The sequence below is a fragment of the Nocardia sp. NPDC019323 genome, from assembly GCF_044389845.1.
In the GTDB taxonomy this organism is placed as follows: Bacteria; Actinomycetota; Actinomycetes; order Mycobacteriales; family Mycobacteriaceae; genus Nocardia; species Nocardia implantans.
The window spans coordinates 64,287-80,358 of the sequence record NZ_JBIRYN010000002.1 but is presented as its reverse complement, the minus strand read 5'-3'; the positions used below and the strand labels follow the sequence as shown (position 1 = coordinate 80,358).

Genomic DNA, 16,072 nt, shown 5'->3' with positions numbered 1-16,072 from the left:
TTGGAGTATGCGCAGGCATATCGGACCCGGCGTCCGGAAGCCGGCGCGGAATTGGTCGCCGATGTCGCCGATTCGATGTGAGTGTTCGAGGTGATCACATGAATCCACAGACGCGTTCGGGCCGGGTGCGCCCGGAATCTTCTGCGGCCGAGGCGAAGACGCAGCGGCAGACGCCCGTCGACATCGCCGACGAACTCGAGGCGATGGGCCTGTCCGGTGCGGTGGAGATCGGGCGCGGCGGATTCGGGGTGGTCTACCGCTGCGTCCAGACCGCGTTGGACCGTGTGGTCGCGGTGAAGGTGCTGCCATCGGAGATCGACCAGGAGAGCCGGGAGCGGTTCCTGCGTGAGGAACAGGCCATGGGCAGGCTGTCGGGCCACCCGAACATCGTGGACATACTCCAGGTGGACGTGACGCCGACCGGCATGCCGCTCATCGTCATGCCGTACTGCACCCATGGGTCGCTGGAGAAGCTGATTCGCGAGCAAGGCCCCTTGACGTGGGCGGATTCGCTACGTGCCGGGGTCAAGCTGGCGGGCGCCATCGAGAGCGCCCACCGCGCCCGGATTCTGCACCGTGACGTGAAACCGGCCAATGTGCTGCTCAGCGGCTACGGCGAACCGCAGCTGACGGATTTCGGCATCGCCCGCATCCCGGGCGGCTTCCGGACGTCGAGCAGCATGATCACCGGTTCGCCCGCGTTCACCGCGCCGGAGGTCCTCAAAGGCGACGAGCCGACCGTCCGCTCCGACGTCTACGGCCTCGGTTCGACGCTGTTCGCCTTGCTCACCGGGCACGCGGCCTTCGAGCGGCAGGCGGGTGAACGGGTGGTCGCGCAGTTCCTGCGGATCACCACCCAGCCGGTGCCCGATCTGCGGGAACAGGATATTCCACCGGATGTCGCCACTGTCATCGAACAGGCCATGGCGCCGAATCCGCGGGATCGTCCGGCCAGCGCCTACGAGTTCGGCGAAATGCTGCGCACCGTGCAGCGCGGACACGATCAGTTGCCGGACGAGATGGCCCTGCTGGAGACCACGCCGGAGCCGGAGCCGGCCACCCCGGCCGCCGTCGGCGATCCGACCATGGCATGGACGGGCTCGCGTCCAGCGGTCACCGCGCGGCGCAGTTGGCCGCTGACGCTGCGGCCCGCCGTCTCCCAGCATCCGACGGCCGTGCCGACGGCGCCGCCGACGGCCGTGACCAAGTTCCGGCCGCCGACGCCGACGCGCGAGCCGATAGCGCGCCCGCGGCTGCTGGACATCCTGCGGGCGGGCGGGCGGCGCAGGCTGGCGGTGATCCACGCGCCCGCGGGCTTCGGCAAGAGCACGCTGGCCGCACAGTGGCGCGCCGAGCTCACCGAAGGCGATGTCGCGGTCGCGTGGATCGGTATCGACCGCGACGACGACAACGAGATCTGGCTGCTGGCCCATCTGATCCAGGCGATCCGGCGGGTGCATCCCGAGGTCGGCGCCGGTCTGGAACAGGTGCTGGAGGAGCGGCCCGCCGACGCCGCCGCCTTCGTGATCCCCACCCTCATCGACGAGATTCACGCGGCGGGCAAGACGGTGGTGGTGATCGTCGAGGACTGGCAGCGGATCACCGACGCGGGGGCGCATCGCGCGATGGAGGCCCTGCTGGACAACGGCTGCCACCACCTGCGTTTCGTGGTGACCAGCCGCGAGCAGTCCGGCCTGCCGACCAGCCGCATGCGGGTGCACGACGAACTGGTCGAGATCGGCTCGGCCGCGCTGCGCCTCACCGAAGCCGAAACCCGTCAGATTCTCGTGGATCGCAACGGGTTCGACCTGACGCCCGAGCAGGTCACCGAGATCCACACCGCCACCGACGGCTGGCCTGCGGCCATCCAGCTGGTCGGCCTGTCCTTGCGCGGCAACGCCGACCCGGCCCAGTTGATCGCCACCCTCTCCGAGGGCAACCACGGCATCCGCGAATACCTGGCGGAGAACGTTCTGGACACCCTGGAACCGAAAATGCTCGAGTTCCTGATGTCGATCGCGGTGACCGAACGGGTGTGCGGCTCGCTCGCCGCCGCTCTGTCCGGGGAGCCGGACGCCGAACAGCTGCTCGAGCAGGCCGAGCAGCGCGAGCTGTTCCTGCGGCGCATCGAGCACGACCCCGAGTGGTTCCGGATGCAGCCGCTGTTCGCCGAGCATCTGCGGACCCGGCTCGAGCGCGTCCACCCCGGAAAGCTGAAGTCGCTGCACCGCAAGGCCTCGCGCTGGTACGCCGAACACCAGTTGCTGCGCAAGTCGGTCGACCACGCGCTGGCGGCGACCGACCTGAAGATGGCGCTGGACCTGCTCGAGGGCGGCGGGATGGATCTGATCGACGGTTCCCGCCTAGCCACCCTGCTCGGCAGCGTGTCGAAATTGCCGATGCAGCAGGTGGCCTCGCGCTCGAAGTTGCTGATGGCGGTGGCGAGGGCGAACGTCAACCTCCAGCAGTCCGGCGCGGCGCGCAACGCGCTGGGCAGGCTGTCGAACATCCTGGCCCGCGGCGCCACCGGCGATGCCGACGTGCGCGTGCAGCGTTGCCAGGCGGCCGTGCTCGCCGCCGCCGATCAGATCGCGCGCGACCATACCGAGGGCGTGCTGGACCGGGTCGCCGACTGTCTGCGGGAGCCGGACGATCTACCCGCGTGGACGGTCTCGACGGCGGCGAACCTCACCTCCTTCGTTCGCCTGTGCGGATTCGACTTCGAGGGCGCGCGCGAGATCCAGGAATGGGCCGAGGAGTATCACGAACGCTCGAAGGATTCGCTCGGCCTGGTGTTCGGCCGCTGCGGCCAAGGCGCGGCCGCCTACGAACAACTAGACGTCGCCACCGCGACCCGCTGTTTCCAGCAGGCGTGGGATTCCGCGCGAGAGCGCTCTGGCCCGCGCTCGCACGCGATGCGCGTGGCCGCCGCGTTGCTCGGTGAGATGAGCTACCGCGCAGGCGATCTGGACACCGCCGACCGGCGGCTCGACGAGAGCCACCAGCTGGTCACCCGGGTCGGACCGGTGGATTTCCTGATCTCCACCTTCGTCGTCGGCGCCCGGGTCAAGGCGGTTCGCGGGGACCTGTTCACCGCCGCCACCCGGCTGGACGAGGGCGCGCGCATCGCCGCCGACAACCGCCTGCCCCGGCTGTCCGCGCACATCAGGGCCGAACGGCTGCGTCTGGGGCTGCCGCTGGAGGCCGCGGACCGCCGGTACACCGATCTCAGCGAGTCGACGCCGTTGCAGGCGGCGCACCGGCTGACCGGCGCCGCCCTGCTCACCGCGGAGGCCGAGGAACTCGCCGTCATCCGCGCGCTGCTCGCCGACCACCGGCTCGGCTCCGACGATCGCGCCGTGCGCCGCGCTCGCGCGCTCTACGACCACACGCGCCAGAAGCACCGCCCCCGAGCGCAATTGGACGCCGCGCTGCTGCTCGCGGAATGCCTGGCCGCCGCGGGCTGGGTGGGCGAGGCCACCAACCTGCTGCTGCCCGCCGTCGCGACCTGCGCCGACCTCGGCTGGACGAGGCCGCTGCTGGACGCGGGCCCCGGCGTGGTCGGCATCCTGCGCGTGCTGCGCACCGACCTGCCCGCCTCGGCGCAGGTCGGTGACATCGAACTGCCCGCCCCGTTCCTGGACGAACTGTTGAACGAGGCGGGCAGCAAGATCTACTGAACGAACCGGGTCACGGCTGCCACCACGGGCGCAGCGGCACGGTCCAGTCGCCGTCGGACGGCACCTTGACGCCGAGCACCTGGTGCAGTTGCACCACGTTGCGCTGGAAGCCGAGCCGGCAGCCGGCCATGTACAGTCCCCACACCTTCGCGGTGCCCTCGCCGACCTCCGCGACGCAGGCGTCCCAGTTGGCGACCAGGTTCTTGCACCATTCGTGCAGGGTCAGGGCGTAGTGCTCGCGCAGGTTCTCCTCGTGCAGCACCTCGAGCCCGATGTTCTGGATCTCGGAGATGATCCGGCCGGAGCCGATCAGCTCGCCGTCGGGGAACACGTAGCGGTCGATGAAATCACCCGCCTTGGTGGTGCGGGTGTTGTCCGGGCGGGTGATGCAGTGGTTCAGGAACAGGCCGCCGTCGCGCAGCTTGTTCTTGATGTACTCGAAGTAGTACGGGTAGTTGTGCACCCCGATGTGCTCGGTGAGCCCGATCGAGGACACCGCGTCGAACTCGCCCTCCGGCACGTCGCGGTAGTCGGAGTGCCGCACCTCGGCCAGATCGGCCAGGCCCTCCTCGGCGATCTTCTTCTGCGCCCAGTCCGCCTGCTCGGCCGAGAGCGTCGCGCCGATCACCTTGACGCCGCGCTTGGCGGCGTAGCGCACCATGCCGCCCCAGCCGCAGCCGATGTCGAGCAGCCGGTCGCCCTCCTTCAACCGCAGCTTCTCGAAGACCAGGCGGTACTTGTTCTCCTGTGCCTGCTCGAGCGTCCAGCTCTCGTCGCCGTAGGCCGCGCAGGTGTAGGTCATCGACGGGCCGAGTACGTACTCGTAGAAGGCGTTCGACACGTCGTAGTGGTGGTGGATGGCTTCGGCGTCGCGCGTCTTGGAGTGGCGCAGCCCCTCGAAAGCGATCCGCCGCCAGCGCGGCAGCGTCTCCTGCGGCGGCGGGGCGACCGGCTTGAGCCGCTCCCAGCCCAGCGAGCGCGCGATGGTCACCAGGGCCAGCGCGGACGGACGGCGGAACTTCAACCCGTCCATCGCCTTCAGGAGCTCGTACGGATCACCCGGGTGCACGCCGCTGGCGGTCATGTCGCCCGAGATGTAGGCGCGGGCCATGCCGAGGTCACCGGGGGCCGTGGCCAGATAGTTGATGCCGCGCGGGGTCCGGATGTCCAGGGCGAACCGCGAGTCCTCGGGGCCGGTCGCGCTGCCGTCGTAGGCCGTCAACCGGATCGGGACTTCGCCCTCGACGAGGGTCTCGAAGATCTCGGCAATGCTGAGTTTGGTCCCGAGATCGGCAAAGACATCGGAACGGTCCTTGAATGTCGTCATTTGCGTTGCACCGCCTTCGAATACAAATCCAGCAGGCGCTGGTCCGGGTCGTAGCGTTTCTTCAGTTCGGTGTAGGTGTTTCCGCCGTAGAGCGCCGCGAACTCATCCTTGTCGTAATAGGAATCCGAGTACAGCGACTTGTGACCGTCGAATTCGGTCACCTTCTGCTCGATGGCGCGATTGGCCGCGCCCTCCTGCTGCCCGGGGACGGTGGGCACGGCCGACCAGAATCCGACGTTGACGTAGGTGCGGCCCGGCTCCAAGGGATACAGCGGCCAAGTGCGTCCGCCGGGGCGTTCGGCGCCGCCGGTCTCGCGCAAACGCAGCGGGCACAGCCAGATCGGCTCGATCGGGATCTCGCGCAGGAACCACTCCATGAAGTCGGCGGTGCGTTCCACCGGCACTTCGATGTCCTGCACGACCCGCTCCCGTGGGGGATTGCCCTTGCGGGCCTCCAGCTTGTCGCCGATGTCGTACTTGTGGTCCAGGGCCACCAGCTTCCAGTAGAAGCTGCTGCGCCGGTAGCGCTTCGGCCAGAACCGGCGGATCTTCGGATTCTGCGTGCCGAAGGCGCGCGAGCACCAGAACCAGTCGGTGTCCCAGCGCCACAGGTAGTCGTGGAGGGTCAGGCGGTCGCGCTTGGGCGTGTCGCCGTCGTGCTGGATGGACCGGTAGTAGATGTCCATTCCGGTGTAGTCGCTGACCGGGCCGGGTTCGTCGGTCCTGCGGCCCAGCGTCAGATAGCTCTCCTCGGCGGAGAACACGACGCCGTCGAGATAGTCGACGGGCTCGCCCGCGTGCACCCGGTCGGTGACGATCGTCGCGAGGGTGGCCTCCAGTTCGCGCAGGTCCCGGAAGCGCAGATGCCGCAGCGCGACGTACGGCTGGACTTCTTCCAGCTCGATCTTGAGCCGGACCGTGTAGCCCAGCGTGCCGTAGGAATTCGGGAAGCCGCGGAACAGATCGGCGTGTTCGTTGTCCGGCGTGGCGGTGAGGATCTCGCCCGCGCCGGTCAGCACGTCCATCTCCAGCACCGACTCGTGCGGCAGGCCGCTGCGGAAGGAGGTGGACTCGATGCCGAGTCCGGTGACCGCGCCGCCCAGCGTGATGGTTTTGAGCTGGGGGACCACCAGCGGCGCGAGCCCGTACGGGAGGGTGGCGGCGACCAGCTCCTCGTAGGTGGTCATGCCGGCCACGTCGGCGGTTCTCGCGGCGGGGTCCACCGCGATCACCCTGGTCAGCCCCGAGACGTCGAGGCCGGGCGCGGTGTTCTTGGCCCTGGCGCGGAATAGGTTCGAGGTCTTCTTGGCCAAACGGACGTTGGCGTGCTCGGGTATGGCGCGGTAACTCGCCAGGAGGCGGTCCACGCCCGCTCGATGCGCGGCAAATCCTGATTCGCGTGCGGCCGGTGGGTGTCCGGCCTTCCCCAACAGACTCACTGCCACCCCTCGACGCTAGTACGGACCATTCGGCGGGGCCACCGCTCGGCCACGGTCGTGGAGAAATGTCACGCATATGTTGCGAAGGGGAATACCGAATTGTCCGGAGAAGTTCGCCACACGCTGCGCCCTCGCCGCTTCGCTCCGGCGCGGGCAGGGCAGGATGGAGATCCGTCGAGACACCGCATCCGGACAAGGAGCTCATTGTGGGACAGGTCAGCGCCAGTAGTTCGATCGACGTGGCGGCGGATCCGCAGCGTGCGCTGGAGGCCATCGCCGACTACGACACGGTGCGTCCGCGCATCCTCTCCTCGCACTACCGCGACTACAAGGTGGTCGAGGGCGGCAAGGGCGCGGGCACCGTCGCGGAGTGGACGTTGCAGGCCACCGAGAAGCGCTCGCGCAACGTGCACGCGGTGGTCACGGTGTCCGATTCCATTGTCACCGAGCGTGACTCGAACTCCACCTTGGTGAACACCTGGACCGTCACCCCGGAGGGCACGGGCGCGCGGGTCACGCTGCGCACCACCTGGAAGGGCGCTGGCGGCATCGCGGGCATCTTCGAGGGCATCTTCGCGCCGCTCGGGCTGAAGAAGATCCAGGCCGAAGTGCTCGCCAACCTGCAGCGCGAACTGGCCTGATCGGACGGACGCGACGACGGTCCGTTCGGGCCGTCGTCGCGGGTCTGCACGCGGTCTACTCGGCCGCGACGTCGAAGAGGTTTCCCTCGGGATCGGCCAGCGTCGTCCACTTCATGCCCCACTCGTCGAAGTCGGCGACGTGCTTCGCGCCCAGATCGATCGCGCGTTCGACCTCGTCCCGGCCGGAAGCGAGCAGGTCGAGGTGGATGACGTTCTTGCCAGGGTTCTTGTCGGGCACCCGGATGAACATCAGCGGGGTCGCGGCGCCCGTGGTACGGCCGACGGTGGCGAACTCCGGGGTGGGGCCGGGATCGACGGGCGTGTCCAGCAATCGTGACCAGAATTCGGCGAGTGCGCCCGCATTCGCGCAATCGATGGTGACGTGGGCGATCGAGATCGTCATGGATATCTCCTTTTCACGGCTGGGCCACGGGCCAGCACACTTCGGTCCGGTAGGCGGCGGGATCGTCGGACACGTCCGGTCCGAGCAGGTACATCTCGCGGATCGGCTCCGGCAGCGCCACATCGTGTTCGGCGACATGACTGCCGAGCGCGCCGTAGGTGCGGTCGAAATCGACGAACGGGCCCTCGTGCACGGCGACGGCGAAACGGCGCGCGGGTAACTCGATCGCCGAAAGCCGCGGGGGCAGGGCCACCTCCGCGTCGGCGACCGGCACGAACGCGACGACCTCGCCCTCGTCCTGTTCGAAGAAATCGGTGCCGTAGGTGGCGCCGCCGACGCCCGCTGGCGCGATGTTCGCGGCGGCCAGCGCCTCGTACAACGCCTGGAACGTCGAAGCGCACCACTCGCCGATGTGCTCGCGCGCCACCGTCGCGCCGATCGCCGCCGCCGGGAACGCCGCGACCGCGCGATACTCCACGGTGATCGGAGCGGACGGCGTCAGCAGCGCGCGCAGCGAGGCCACGACCGCGCGGGTACGGGCCAGCTCGGCCTCCATACGCTCCAGATGCGCGCGCAGCGTGGCGTCACGCGCGTTCTCGTCCGGCGCGGCCAGCACGGCGCGGATCTCCGGAACCGGCATGTCCAGCTCACGCAGCCGCCGGATCAACTGAGCCTGGGTCACCTGCGCCGTCGCGTACCGGCGATAGCCCGAACTCGCGTCGATATCGGCCGGAGCGAGCAGGCCGATCTCGTGGTAGTAGCGCAACGTCTTCACGCTGAGATTGCTCAGCCTGGAGAATTCCCCGATGGGGACGGTCGCCGTCATGGCATCAGCCAACACCCTCCAGTGGCGGGAGGGTCAAACGACACCCGTTGTTCAGGCGAGCGCGAAGGTCAGCAGCAGGGTGGTCTGGAACGCGCCGCGCCACCACGAGTAGCCGAACCACACACCGGGAGTGACCTCCCGGATCTCGTCGTAGACCGGCGGCGTCGGGGACGGTGCGTAGTTCAGTGCCCAAGCGGGCTGCCCGTCGGTCAGGGCGGGCGCGGAGTAGACGTCGGCGCGCCAGCCCTCGATGCCCGCGCCGGTGATCCGGTTCATCAGGTAGCCGCCGTCCGGGCCGGTGTAGAAGGTCTTGCCGATCCACAGCGGTGGCGCGACGGCCTGCATGACCGGCGGACGAGTGACCCAGCCCGATTTCACGCCGACCGGAACGGCGCCGAGAGGCGCGGCGCGGAAGATGGCGTCCTGCTGCTCCGGGGAGCACCGGAAGCGCAGCGAATCGAGCGTCGCCGCCTTGTCGTCGGGGTAGAGGACGCAGCCGCCCCCGTAGTCGGCGACCGCCGGGGCGGTCGCGGGCTCGACGGCCTCTTGCGTGTCGATCACCTCGGTCGCATCGGTGATATCCGGGTCCGCGGACGCCGCGGCGCCGAGAAAGATGCCGGGAACACCGAGCGTGAGCACCAGGGTGCTCAGGAAACGTGCACGAACTGCGATCATCTTTGGCTCCAGGTTTGCCCACCGCGCTCCGACTAGGTGTCGATGGTAGGGCGCGATCGGTCGGTTCCAATCGGAACTACCCAACCTGTTATCCACCATGCGCCGCGCACCCGGGACCGTCGGGCCGCGCCGTTGCCGCGCCGCGGCAGGACTAGGCTGGCCGATGACACCTTCTCCAGAGAGGACTCTCCCGTGCAGCCAGGTGGCCAGTTCGATATGCAACAGTTGCTCGCCCAGGCGCAGCAGATGCAGCAGGCGGTGATGGAGGCGCAGGCCGAGATCGCGGCGACCGAGGTGGACGGCGCGGCAGGCGGCGGCTTGGTGCAGGTCAGGCTCAAGGCGAGCGGTGAGGTGGTGTCGCTGACCATCGACCCGAAGGCCGTGGATCCCGACGACGTCGAGACGTTGCAGGACCTGGTCATCGGCGCGGTCAACGACGCGATGGCCAACGCGCAGCGCATCGCCGCCGAACGGCTCGGACCGCTGTCCGGTGGCTTCGGCGGCGGTTCGCTGCCCGGTTTCTGAGCCGAGGTAGCAGTTGTACGAGGGTCCGGTCCAGGATCTGATCGACGAATTGGGCAAGCTGCCCGGCGTCGGTCCGAAGAGCGCGCAGCGCATCGCCTTTCACCTGCTGCACGTGGAGCCGCCGGAGATCGACCGGCTGCAGGCCGCGCTGCAGAAGGTGCGCGACGGTGTGCAGTTCTGCGTGAGCTGCGGGACGGTCTCCGACGGCGAGCTGTGCCGCATCTGCGCCGACCCGCGCCGGGACCGGACCATGATCTGCGTGGTCGAGGAGCCCAAGGACGTGCAGGCGATCGAGCGCACCAGGGAATTCCGCGGTCGATACCACGTGCTCGGTGGCGCACTCGATCCGCTCAGCGGCATCGGTCCCGACCAACTGCGGATCCGGGAACTGCTGGCGCGCATCGGTAATCAGGAGGACGGCGTCGACGTCAGCGAGGTGATCATCGCGACGGATCCGAACACCGAAGGCGAGGCCACCGCCACCTATCTGGTCCGCATGCTGCGCGACTTCCCCGGTCTGAGCGTGACCAGGCTGGCTTCGGGCCTGCCGATGGGCGGCGACCTCGAGTTCGCCGACGAGCTGACCCTCGGGCGCGCGCTGTCCGGCCGACGCGCGCTGTAGCTCCCGAAAGCGCCTCCCGGCACGGGCATTGCGCCGCGCCGGGCGTGCGTTACCGTGTCGGGGATGAGCATCGAATTCGTGCTGACGACGCTCGTCATCGTCGCCACCCCCGGCACCGGTGTGCTGTTCACGTTGGCGGCGGGGCTGTCTCGCGGTGCGCGGGCCGCGGTGATCGCGGCCTTCGGTTGCACGCTCGGCATCGTCCCGCACCTGATCGCGGCCATCACGGGTCTGGCCGCGCTGCTCGACGCCAGCGCGGTCGCGTTCCAGACGCTGAAGTACCTGGGCGTCGCTTACCTGGTGTACATGGCTTGGACCACGTTCCGGGACAAGGGCGCGCTCGCCGTGCCGGAGCAGACCGGGCACACCGCGCCCACGGTGCGGAAAGTGATCGCCTCGGCGGTGCTGCTGAACCTGCTCAACCCCAAACTGACCATCTTCTTCTTCGCGTTCCTGCCGCAGTTCGTACCCACCGGCACGCCGGACGCGCTGGCCCGCATGCTCGAATTGAGCGGCATCTTCATGCTCGCCACCTTGGTGGTGTTCGCGGTGTACGGCGCGTGTGCCGCCGCCGTCCGCGATCAGGTCGTTTCCCGCCCAGCCGTGGTCACCTGGACGCGCAGGGTCTTCGGCGCCTCGTTCCTCGCGCTCGCGGGCCGGTTGGCCGTTCAGAACCAGTGACCGGGTTCAGAGATCGACGCGCGCCCAGGGCAGGCCGGTGAAGCGGGAGCGGTCGTCGTTGGCCCAGCCCCAGATGAGCGCGGCCACGGTGGCGGGATCGGAGACGGTGGTGCCGAAATGCTTGTCGGGGGAGCCGTCCCGGTATTCCACGGTGTAAGCGCCCGAGTTCTCCCGGTAGGTCTGTATGTAGAACTGCTCGCCGCGTTCGACGACGAGATACGGGTTGGGCGGGCTCAGCTCCGGGATCCACTGCTGGACCAGCGCTTCGGTCAGGTACGGGAACTCGCCCGCGCCGCCGTGGGTGACGATGGCCCTGACATGCCCGGCGGGATCGATCAGCCAGGCCAGCTGCGGGTCGTAGACGGCGTAGTTCAACGGTGTGGCGAGTTCGAACAGCAAGTGGCGGACGAAGCCGATCGCGTCGTAGGGGCAGGCCACGTGCAGTGCCGCGCCGGTGGCCGCGCCGCCGACCGGCGCGGTGCTGAGGAAGTTGTCCTCCTCGGGCAGTTCCGCGTTGCGTCTGTTCAGTTCGGCGGCGATCCGCGCGACCGCCTCCGACTCGGGGACGCCCTGCTGAGTGCTCAGGTAGGCGTCGACCTCCGCGATCGACGACGCGACTCCGGACGGCAGCAACACGTGGTCATAGCTCACCGGGCCAGAGTACGGAACCGTTCAGGCGCGGCGCCGGGCCGTCTCGTCCTCGCCGCACCGGCAGCCGCCGGCGAGGTCGCGGCAATCGAGGACGAAGGCGTGCCTGGCGTGGTCGAGTTCGAGGCAGTGCTCGTCGGTGCATTCGGCGATCCGGCTCACGTGCACGATCAGGGTGCCGTGGCAGTGGTCGAACGCGGATTCGCAAGAAGAGCAGTTGGATTTACGCATATGACCTCCTGACGAGATCGTTGTCGTCGTTCGGTGATACCACCGGCGCGGGCCGCGCGGTGGGACCCGCGCCCGTGTGTCGCACAGTCGAGTATCGGGCAAACATCGTGCAACCGGACGTGGACGCACCGCCGATGTGCCAGGTGCGCTAGCCGTGACATGCGAAAATGGCTGCACAGCCCACACTTGCGGTGCCCCGGGCGCGATCGGTACTGACCGCCTGGACAGCATTCGGCGACCGTTGGGCACGGACGGCGGCGAAAGTGAGGTCGGCGCGGTGACGTTGCGCGATGAGCGGCGGGTGACCGCGACCACCGTGCGCGAACAGGTCGCGCGCTATCGCGGTGAGGCCGCCGCCACCGCCGCCTACGACGAGTGCGGCGCGCCCGTCGCGGGCTATTACGACGAACTGGTCGACGTGGACGGCAAGGTGCGCCGGGTGTGGTCGCAATTGTCCGCGGACTTCGCCGAACTCGGCGAGGACGGTCTCGGCAGGCTGGACAGCCGGGTGCGCAGGCTGATCGATGACGACGGCATCAGCTACCTCGAGGCCGGCGCGTCGGCCGAAGCCGCGACCCCGGCGCCGTGGCGCCTCGATCCGATTCCCTTGCCGGTCGCCGCGGACGACTGGAGCCGGCTGGAAGCCGGGCTGGAACAACGTTCCCGCGTGCTCGACGAGGTGCTCACCGACATCTACGGGCCGCGCAGGACGCTCGCCTCGGGGTTGATCGCGCCGGAGATCGTGTTCGGCCACCGCGGCTACGTGCGGGCCGCGCACGGCATCACCGTGCCGGGGCGCCACCAGTTGTTCCTGCACGCCTGCGATCTCAGCCGCTGGAGCGACGGCCGCTTCCGCGTGCTCGCGGACTGGGCGCAGGCGCCTTCCGGCGTCGGATACGCGCTGGCCGACCGCAGGGTGGTGGCGACGGCGATCCCGGAGGCGTTCGAGCACGCGAATCCCCGTCCGCTGACGCCTTTCGCCAGGGCGATGCGGTTGATGCTGATCGAATCCGCGCAGACCGACGACGACGAGCCGGTGGTCGTCGTGCTCAGCCCCGGCGTGCATTCCGAGACCGCGTTCGATCAGGCCTATCTCGCCTCCACCCTCGGCTTTCCGCTGGTGGAGAGCGCGGACCTGGTGGTGCGCGACGGCGCGCTGTGGATGCGCTCGCTCGGCACGCTGAAGCGGGTGGACGTGGTGCTGCGCCGGATCGAGGCCGAATTGTCCGATCCGCTGGACCTACGGCCGGATTCGCGACTGGGCGTGGTCGGCCTGGTCGAGGTGCTGCGCCGGGGCGCGGTGACCGTAGTGAACACGCTCGGCAGCGGACTGCTGGAGAATCCCGCGCTGACCGGATTCCTGCCCGCCCTGGCGCGCGCGTTGCTCGGTGAGGACCTGCTGCTGGACAGCGCGCCCTCGTACTGGGGCGGGCGGGAGCGGGAGCGGGAGCATCTGATCGCGAATCTGGACAAGCTGGTTCTCCGTTCGGCGGTCCACGGCGCCGCGCTGTTCGGTCCCGAGCTGAGCCGGGAGCAGCGCGACGAGCTGAAGGCGCGCATCGGTGCGCACGGATGGCAGTGGGTGGGCCAGGAACCGGCACAGTTCTCCGTCGCGCCCGCCGTCCGCGAGCAGGCCGGCCTCGCCGCGGCTCCGGTCGGCATGCGCTTGTTCTCGCTCGCCCATCGGCGCGGCTACACCGTGCTGTCCGGCGGTCTCGGCCAGGTGCGGCAGCGCACGACCGACCGTGTCGCGCGCAAAGTCGCCGCCAAGGACATCTGGGTGCGCGCCGCGCCGACGGCCGCCGCCGCGATCAGCACCGAGCCGCCGCGCGAGCCGCGGCGCACCGCTCCGGTCGTCGCGGCGATCAGCTCTCCGCGCGTGCTCAACGACCTGTTCTGGATCGGCCGCTACGGCGAGCGCGCGGAGGACACCGCCCGGCTTCTCATCGCCACCCACGAGCGCTACCAGGAGTTCCGGTACCGGCCGTGGCTGGAAGGCGCGGGCGCGTTGCCGATCCTCCTGACCGCGCTCGGCCGGACCACCGCCACCCCTGCGCCGACCGACGGACTTTTCGGCGCCGAGGTGAGAGCCCCAGCGCCGCAGCAGAGTTCGGCCGATCGCGGCATGCTCGCTCCGTCGGGGGCAGGCCTCGATGGAGGTGTCACGCAGTACGGGGACGAGCGCTCGCCCGCCTGGTCTTCCGATGCCCTACCGGCGCTGCCCGGTACGGGCGAGCGCGCGGAGGGCACCCCGGCGTCGCGGTCTCCCGGTCGCCGGTCGGCCGAGGATGTTCCCGCCACCGAGCCTGCTCGGCGTGCGGTCGATTCCGGTATCGAACGCCGCTCCGCCGTGACCAGGGACGAAGCCGTGGCCGGTGTGGCACAACCCGTTACGGCCGGTATGGAGGCCGTCGCCGAACGACCGGACGACGAGACGACCGGTGCGGCGCAGGACACCGCCCCGCGGGCACACCGAGTGCCGGGCGCGTCCCGCGCGGGCCACGACTACCTCGTCGCGCTGACGATCGACCGGGAGCTGCCAGGATCACTGGCCTTCGCCATCGATCGGTACGGCAACGCCGCGCGTGCCGTGCGCGACCAGCTGTCGGTGGACACCTGGATGATCCTCGGCGCGGTCGAACGCGCGCTGGCCTGCTACCTGGCCGCGGTGGACGATCAGGAGGCGGAGCTGTCGGACGTGCATTCGCGGACCCTGGCCGGGCTGCTCGCGCTGTCCGGGATCGACGGCGAGTCGCTGATCCGCGACACCGGGTGGCACGTCAGGGACATCGGCAAACGGATCGAGCGTGGCCTCGCCCTGACCGCCGTGTTGTCGGCCGCGCTGACCCAGCGCTACCCGGAGGAGATCGAGCGCGAGGTCACCGAATGGGTGTTGCGCGCCACCGAGTCGTCGGTGAGCTACCGTCGGCGGCACCAGGATTCGGTGCGGATATCGGATGTCGCCGAGCTGCTGCTGTTCGACACCGCCAATCCGCGCTCGCTGGCCTATCAGCTGGGCCGCCTGCACGCCGATTTCCAGGCGCTGCCCGGCGCGTCCGGCTCGTCGCGTCCACAGCGGCTGCTGGCGGACGCGCGCCGCATGCTGCGCCGCCTCGACCCCGACGACCTCGAGGTCACCGACGCGGACGACCGGCGCACCGAACTGGCGGAGCTGCTGGAGGGAGTGCACTCGCGCCTGCGCGCGGTATCCGAGTCCTTCGAGACCACGACGCTGTCGCTGCCGGTGGACATCCAGCCGCTGTGGGGCAGCGCGCAGGTCGTCGGATGACCGGCCGGCGCTACCGAGTGGAGCATCGCACCAAGTACTCGTACTCCGGCGAGGTCATCAACTCCTACGGGCGCGCGTACTTGACGCCGCGTGATCTGCCCGGCCAGCGCTTGCTCGCCCATGAGATCCGGATCGACCCCGCTCCATCGGACCGGTCGGTCGGGGCGGACGTGTACGGCAACATCACGTGCTATTTCCACGTCACCACGGAGCATCGCGCTTTGACGGTCGTCGGTGAATCACTCGTCGATGTGGACGTTCCCTTCCGCGATGACGCGGGCCCGGCGGCGGAACCGTGGGAACGCGCGCGCCCGACGGGGGCGAACGGGCCGTTCGCCGTGGAGTTCGCCCTCGATCTGCACCCTGAGGAGATCACTTCCGAGCTCGTCGCGTACGCGGCCGAATCCTTGTGGCCGGGCAGGCCGCTGCTGGACGCGGTGACCGAGCTGAACACGCGGATCTACACCGACTTCGCCTACCGTTCCGGCGCCACGACGGTGTCCACCCGGGTGGCCGACGTGTTCGCGGCCCGCGCAGGCGTCTGTCAGGACTTCGCGCGCCTCGCGGTCGCCTGCCTGCGGTCGCACGGCCTCGCCGCCAGGTACGTGTCCGGCTACCTGGCCACCGATCCGCCGCCGGGCAAGGAGCGGATGGTCGGCGCCGACGCCACGCATGCCTGGGCGGCGGTGTGGACGCCCGGCGCGGGACCCGACCGCTCGGGCCGGTGGATCGACCTCGACCCCACCAACGACCAGCTCGGCGACGAGCGGTACATCACCGTGGCTTGGGGCCGCGACTACGCCGACGTTCCTCCTTTGCGCGGCATCATCTACACCGACGCCAAGGACAGCACGATCACCGTCTCCGTCGACGTCACCGAGGTGGACGCCTGAGCACTACGACCTGCTATCCACCGGTGGCGCGCTTCGCCGGGCTCAGAAGCCACCAGCCCCCCGGCGGATCGGGTTCGAACTCACCGTCGACCAGGGCGATGAAGCCATCGGCGACCTCGAGGTCCGGTTCCTTCCCACCTCTCCTATCGCGTCATCGGCACACGAAGGTAGTCCGGCTCATGGTGCTAGGAC

Annotated in this window: 14 protein-coding genes; 7 read left to right on the top strand and 7 right to left on the bottom strand. The window is 69.4% G+C overall.

Annotation, left to right across the window (positions count from 1 at the left end; genetic code table 11):
- Positions 1 to 98: 98 nt before the first annotated feature.
- Positions 99 to 3,680: a protein kinase gene (locus tag ACH49X_RS07860; RefSeq protein WP_357207012.1), complete on the top strand. Its 3,582-nt coding sequence runs from the start codon at positions 99 to 101 to the stop codon at positions 3,678 to 3,680.
- A gap of 10 nt (positions 3,681 to 3,690) precedes the next feature.
- Here ACH49X_RS07860 and ACH49X_RS07855 read toward each other — a convergent pair whose 3' ends face one another.
- Positions 3,691 to 5,007 (bottom strand): class I SAM-dependent methyltransferase, encoded by a 1,317-nt coding sequence (locus tag ACH49X_RS07855; RefSeq protein WP_195079797.1) that lies wholly within the window; start codon positions 5,005 to 5,007, stop codon positions 3,691 to 3,693.
- Positions 5,004 to 6,446: an FAD-binding oxidoreductase gene (locus ACH49X_RS07850; protein WP_195079906.1), complete on the bottom strand. Its 1,443-nt coding sequence runs from the start codon at positions 6,444 to 6,446 to the stop codon at positions 5,004 to 5,006. Before ACH49X_RS07850 ends, ACH49X_RS07855 begins: the two co-directional genes overlap by 4 nt.
- A 206-nt stretch (positions 6,447 to 6,652) precedes the next feature.
- Here ACH49X_RS07850 and ACH49X_RS07845 point away from each other — a divergent pair, with 206 nt between their 5' ends.
- Positions 6,653 to 7,087 carry an SRPBCC family protein gene (locus ACH49X_RS07845; RefSeq protein ID WP_195079798.1) on the top strand — a complete coding sequence of 145 codons (435 nt, stop codon included), beginning with the start codon at positions 6,653 to 6,655 and terminating at the stop codon, positions 7,085 to 7,087.
- Positions 7,088 to 7,142: 55 nt separating this feature from the next.
- Here ACH49X_RS07845 and ACH49X_RS07840 read toward each other — a convergent pair whose 3' ends face one another.
- Genes ACH49X_RS07840 through ACH49X_RS07830 form a run of 3 tightly spaced genes read right to left on the bottom strand, consistent with a single transcriptional unit; the run spans position 7,143 to position 8,991 of the window.
- Positions 7,143 to 7,490 (bottom strand): VOC family protein, encoded by a 348-nt coding sequence (locus tag ACH49X_RS07840; protein WP_195079799.1) that lies wholly within the window; start codon positions 7,488 to 7,490, stop codon positions 7,143 to 7,145.
- Positions 7,491 to 7,503: 13 nt separating this feature from the next.
- Positions 7,504 to 8,316, bottom strand: coding sequence for a MerR family transcriptional regulator (locus ACH49X_RS07835; RefSeq protein WP_195079800.1), 813 nt, complete (start codon positions 8,314 to 8,316; stop codon positions 7,504 to 7,506).
- Between the two features lie 51 nt (positions 8,317 to 8,367).
- A complete protein-coding gene (locus ACH49X_RS07830; RefSeq protein WP_195079801.1) occupies positions 8,368 to 8,991 on the bottom strand; it encodes a hypothetical protein in 624 nt (207 codons plus the stop codon).
- Between the two features lie 192 nt (positions 8,992 to 9,183).
- Here ACH49X_RS07830 and ACH49X_RS07825 point away from each other — a divergent pair, with 192 nt between their 5' ends.
- From ACH49X_RS07825 to ACH49X_RS07815, 3 genes are all read left to right on the top strand, one after another.
- Positions 9,184 to 9,516 carry a YbaB/EbfC family nucleoid-associated protein gene (locus ACH49X_RS07825; RefSeq protein ID WP_195079802.1) on the top strand — a complete coding sequence of 111 codons (333 nt, stop codon included), beginning with the start codon at positions 9,184 to 9,186 and terminating at the stop codon, positions 9,514 to 9,516.
- 13 nt (positions 9,517 to 9,529) lie between these two features.
- Positions 9,530 to 10,138, top strand: a complete 609-nt coding sequence (gene recR, locus ACH49X_RS07820) for a recombination mediator RecR (protein WP_195079803.1) — start codon at positions 9,530 to 9,532, stop codon at positions 10,136 to 10,138.
- A 63-nt stretch (positions 10,139 to 10,201) separates the two neighbouring features.
- Positions 10,202 to 10,819: a LysE family translocator gene (locus tag ACH49X_RS07815; protein WP_195079804.1), complete on the top strand. Its 618-nt coding sequence runs from the start codon at positions 10,202 to 10,204 to the stop codon at positions 10,817 to 10,819.
- 6 nt (positions 10,820 to 10,825) lie between these two features.
- On the opposite strand, the gene ACH49X_RS07810 is transcribed toward ACH49X_RS07815, so the two are convergent.
- On the bottom strand, positions 10,826 to 11,470 hold the full coding sequence (locus ACH49X_RS07810; protein ID WP_195079805.1) for a hypothetical protein: 645 nt from the start codon (positions 11,468 to 11,470) through the stop codon (positions 10,826 to 10,828).
- A 21-nt stretch (positions 11,471 to 11,491) separates the two neighbouring features.
- Complete coding sequence (locus tag ACH49X_RS07805) at positions 11,492 to 11,698, bottom strand: hypothetical protein (protein ID WP_195079806.1); 207 nt, start codon at positions 11,696 to 11,698, stop codon at positions 11,492 to 11,494.
- Positions 11,699 to 11,975: 277 nt separating this feature from the next.
- Between ACH49X_RS07805 and ACH49X_RS07800 the strand changes: the two genes are divergently transcribed.
- A complete protein-coding gene (locus tag ACH49X_RS07800; protein ID WP_357207011.1) occupies positions 11,976 to 14,987 on the top strand; it encodes a circularly permuted type 2 ATP-grasp protein in 3,012 nt (1,003 codons plus the stop codon).
- Positions 14,984 to 15,880, top strand: a complete 897-nt coding sequence (locus ACH49X_RS07795; protein ID WP_357207009.1) for a transglutaminase family protein — start codon at positions 14,984 to 14,986, stop codon at positions 15,878 to 15,880. The genes ACH49X_RS07800 and ACH49X_RS07795 overlap by 4 nt, the downstream gene beginning before the upstream one ends.
- Positions 15,881 to 16,072 lie beyond the last annotated feature (192 nt).

Coding starts and splice junctions, on each gene's coding strand:
- ACH49X_RS07835 (WP_195079800.1), bottom strand. CDS start 8,316: ATGACGGCGACCGTCCCCATCGGGGAATTCTCCAGGCTGAGCAATCTC.
- ACH49X_RS07795 (WP_357207009.1), top strand. CDS start 14,984: ATGACCGGCCGGCGCTACCGAGTGGAGCATCGCACCAAGTACTCGTAC.
- ACH49X_RS07805 (WP_195079806.1), bottom strand. CDS start 11,698: ATGCGTAAATCCAACTGCTCTTCTTGCGAATCCGCGTTCGACCACTGC.
- ACH49X_RS07840 (WP_195079799.1), bottom strand. CDS start 7,490: ATGACGATCTCGATCGCCCACGTCACCATCGATTGCGCGAATGCGGGC.
- ACH49X_RS07830 (WP_195079801.1), bottom strand. CDS start 8,991: ATGATCGCAGTTCGTGCACGTTTCCTGAGCACCCTGGTGCTCACGCTC.
- ACH49X_RS07815 (WP_195079804.1), top strand. CDS start 10,202: ATGAGCATCGAATTCGTGCTGACGACGCTCGTCATCGTCGCCACCCCC.
- ACH49X_RS07855 (WP_195079797.1), bottom strand. CDS start 5,007: ATGACGACATTCAAGGACCGTTCCGATGTCTTTGCCGATCTCGGGACC.
- ACH49X_RS07860 (WP_357207012.1), top strand. CDS start 99: ATGAATCCACAGACGCGTTCGGGCCGGGTGCGCCCGGAATCTTCTGCG.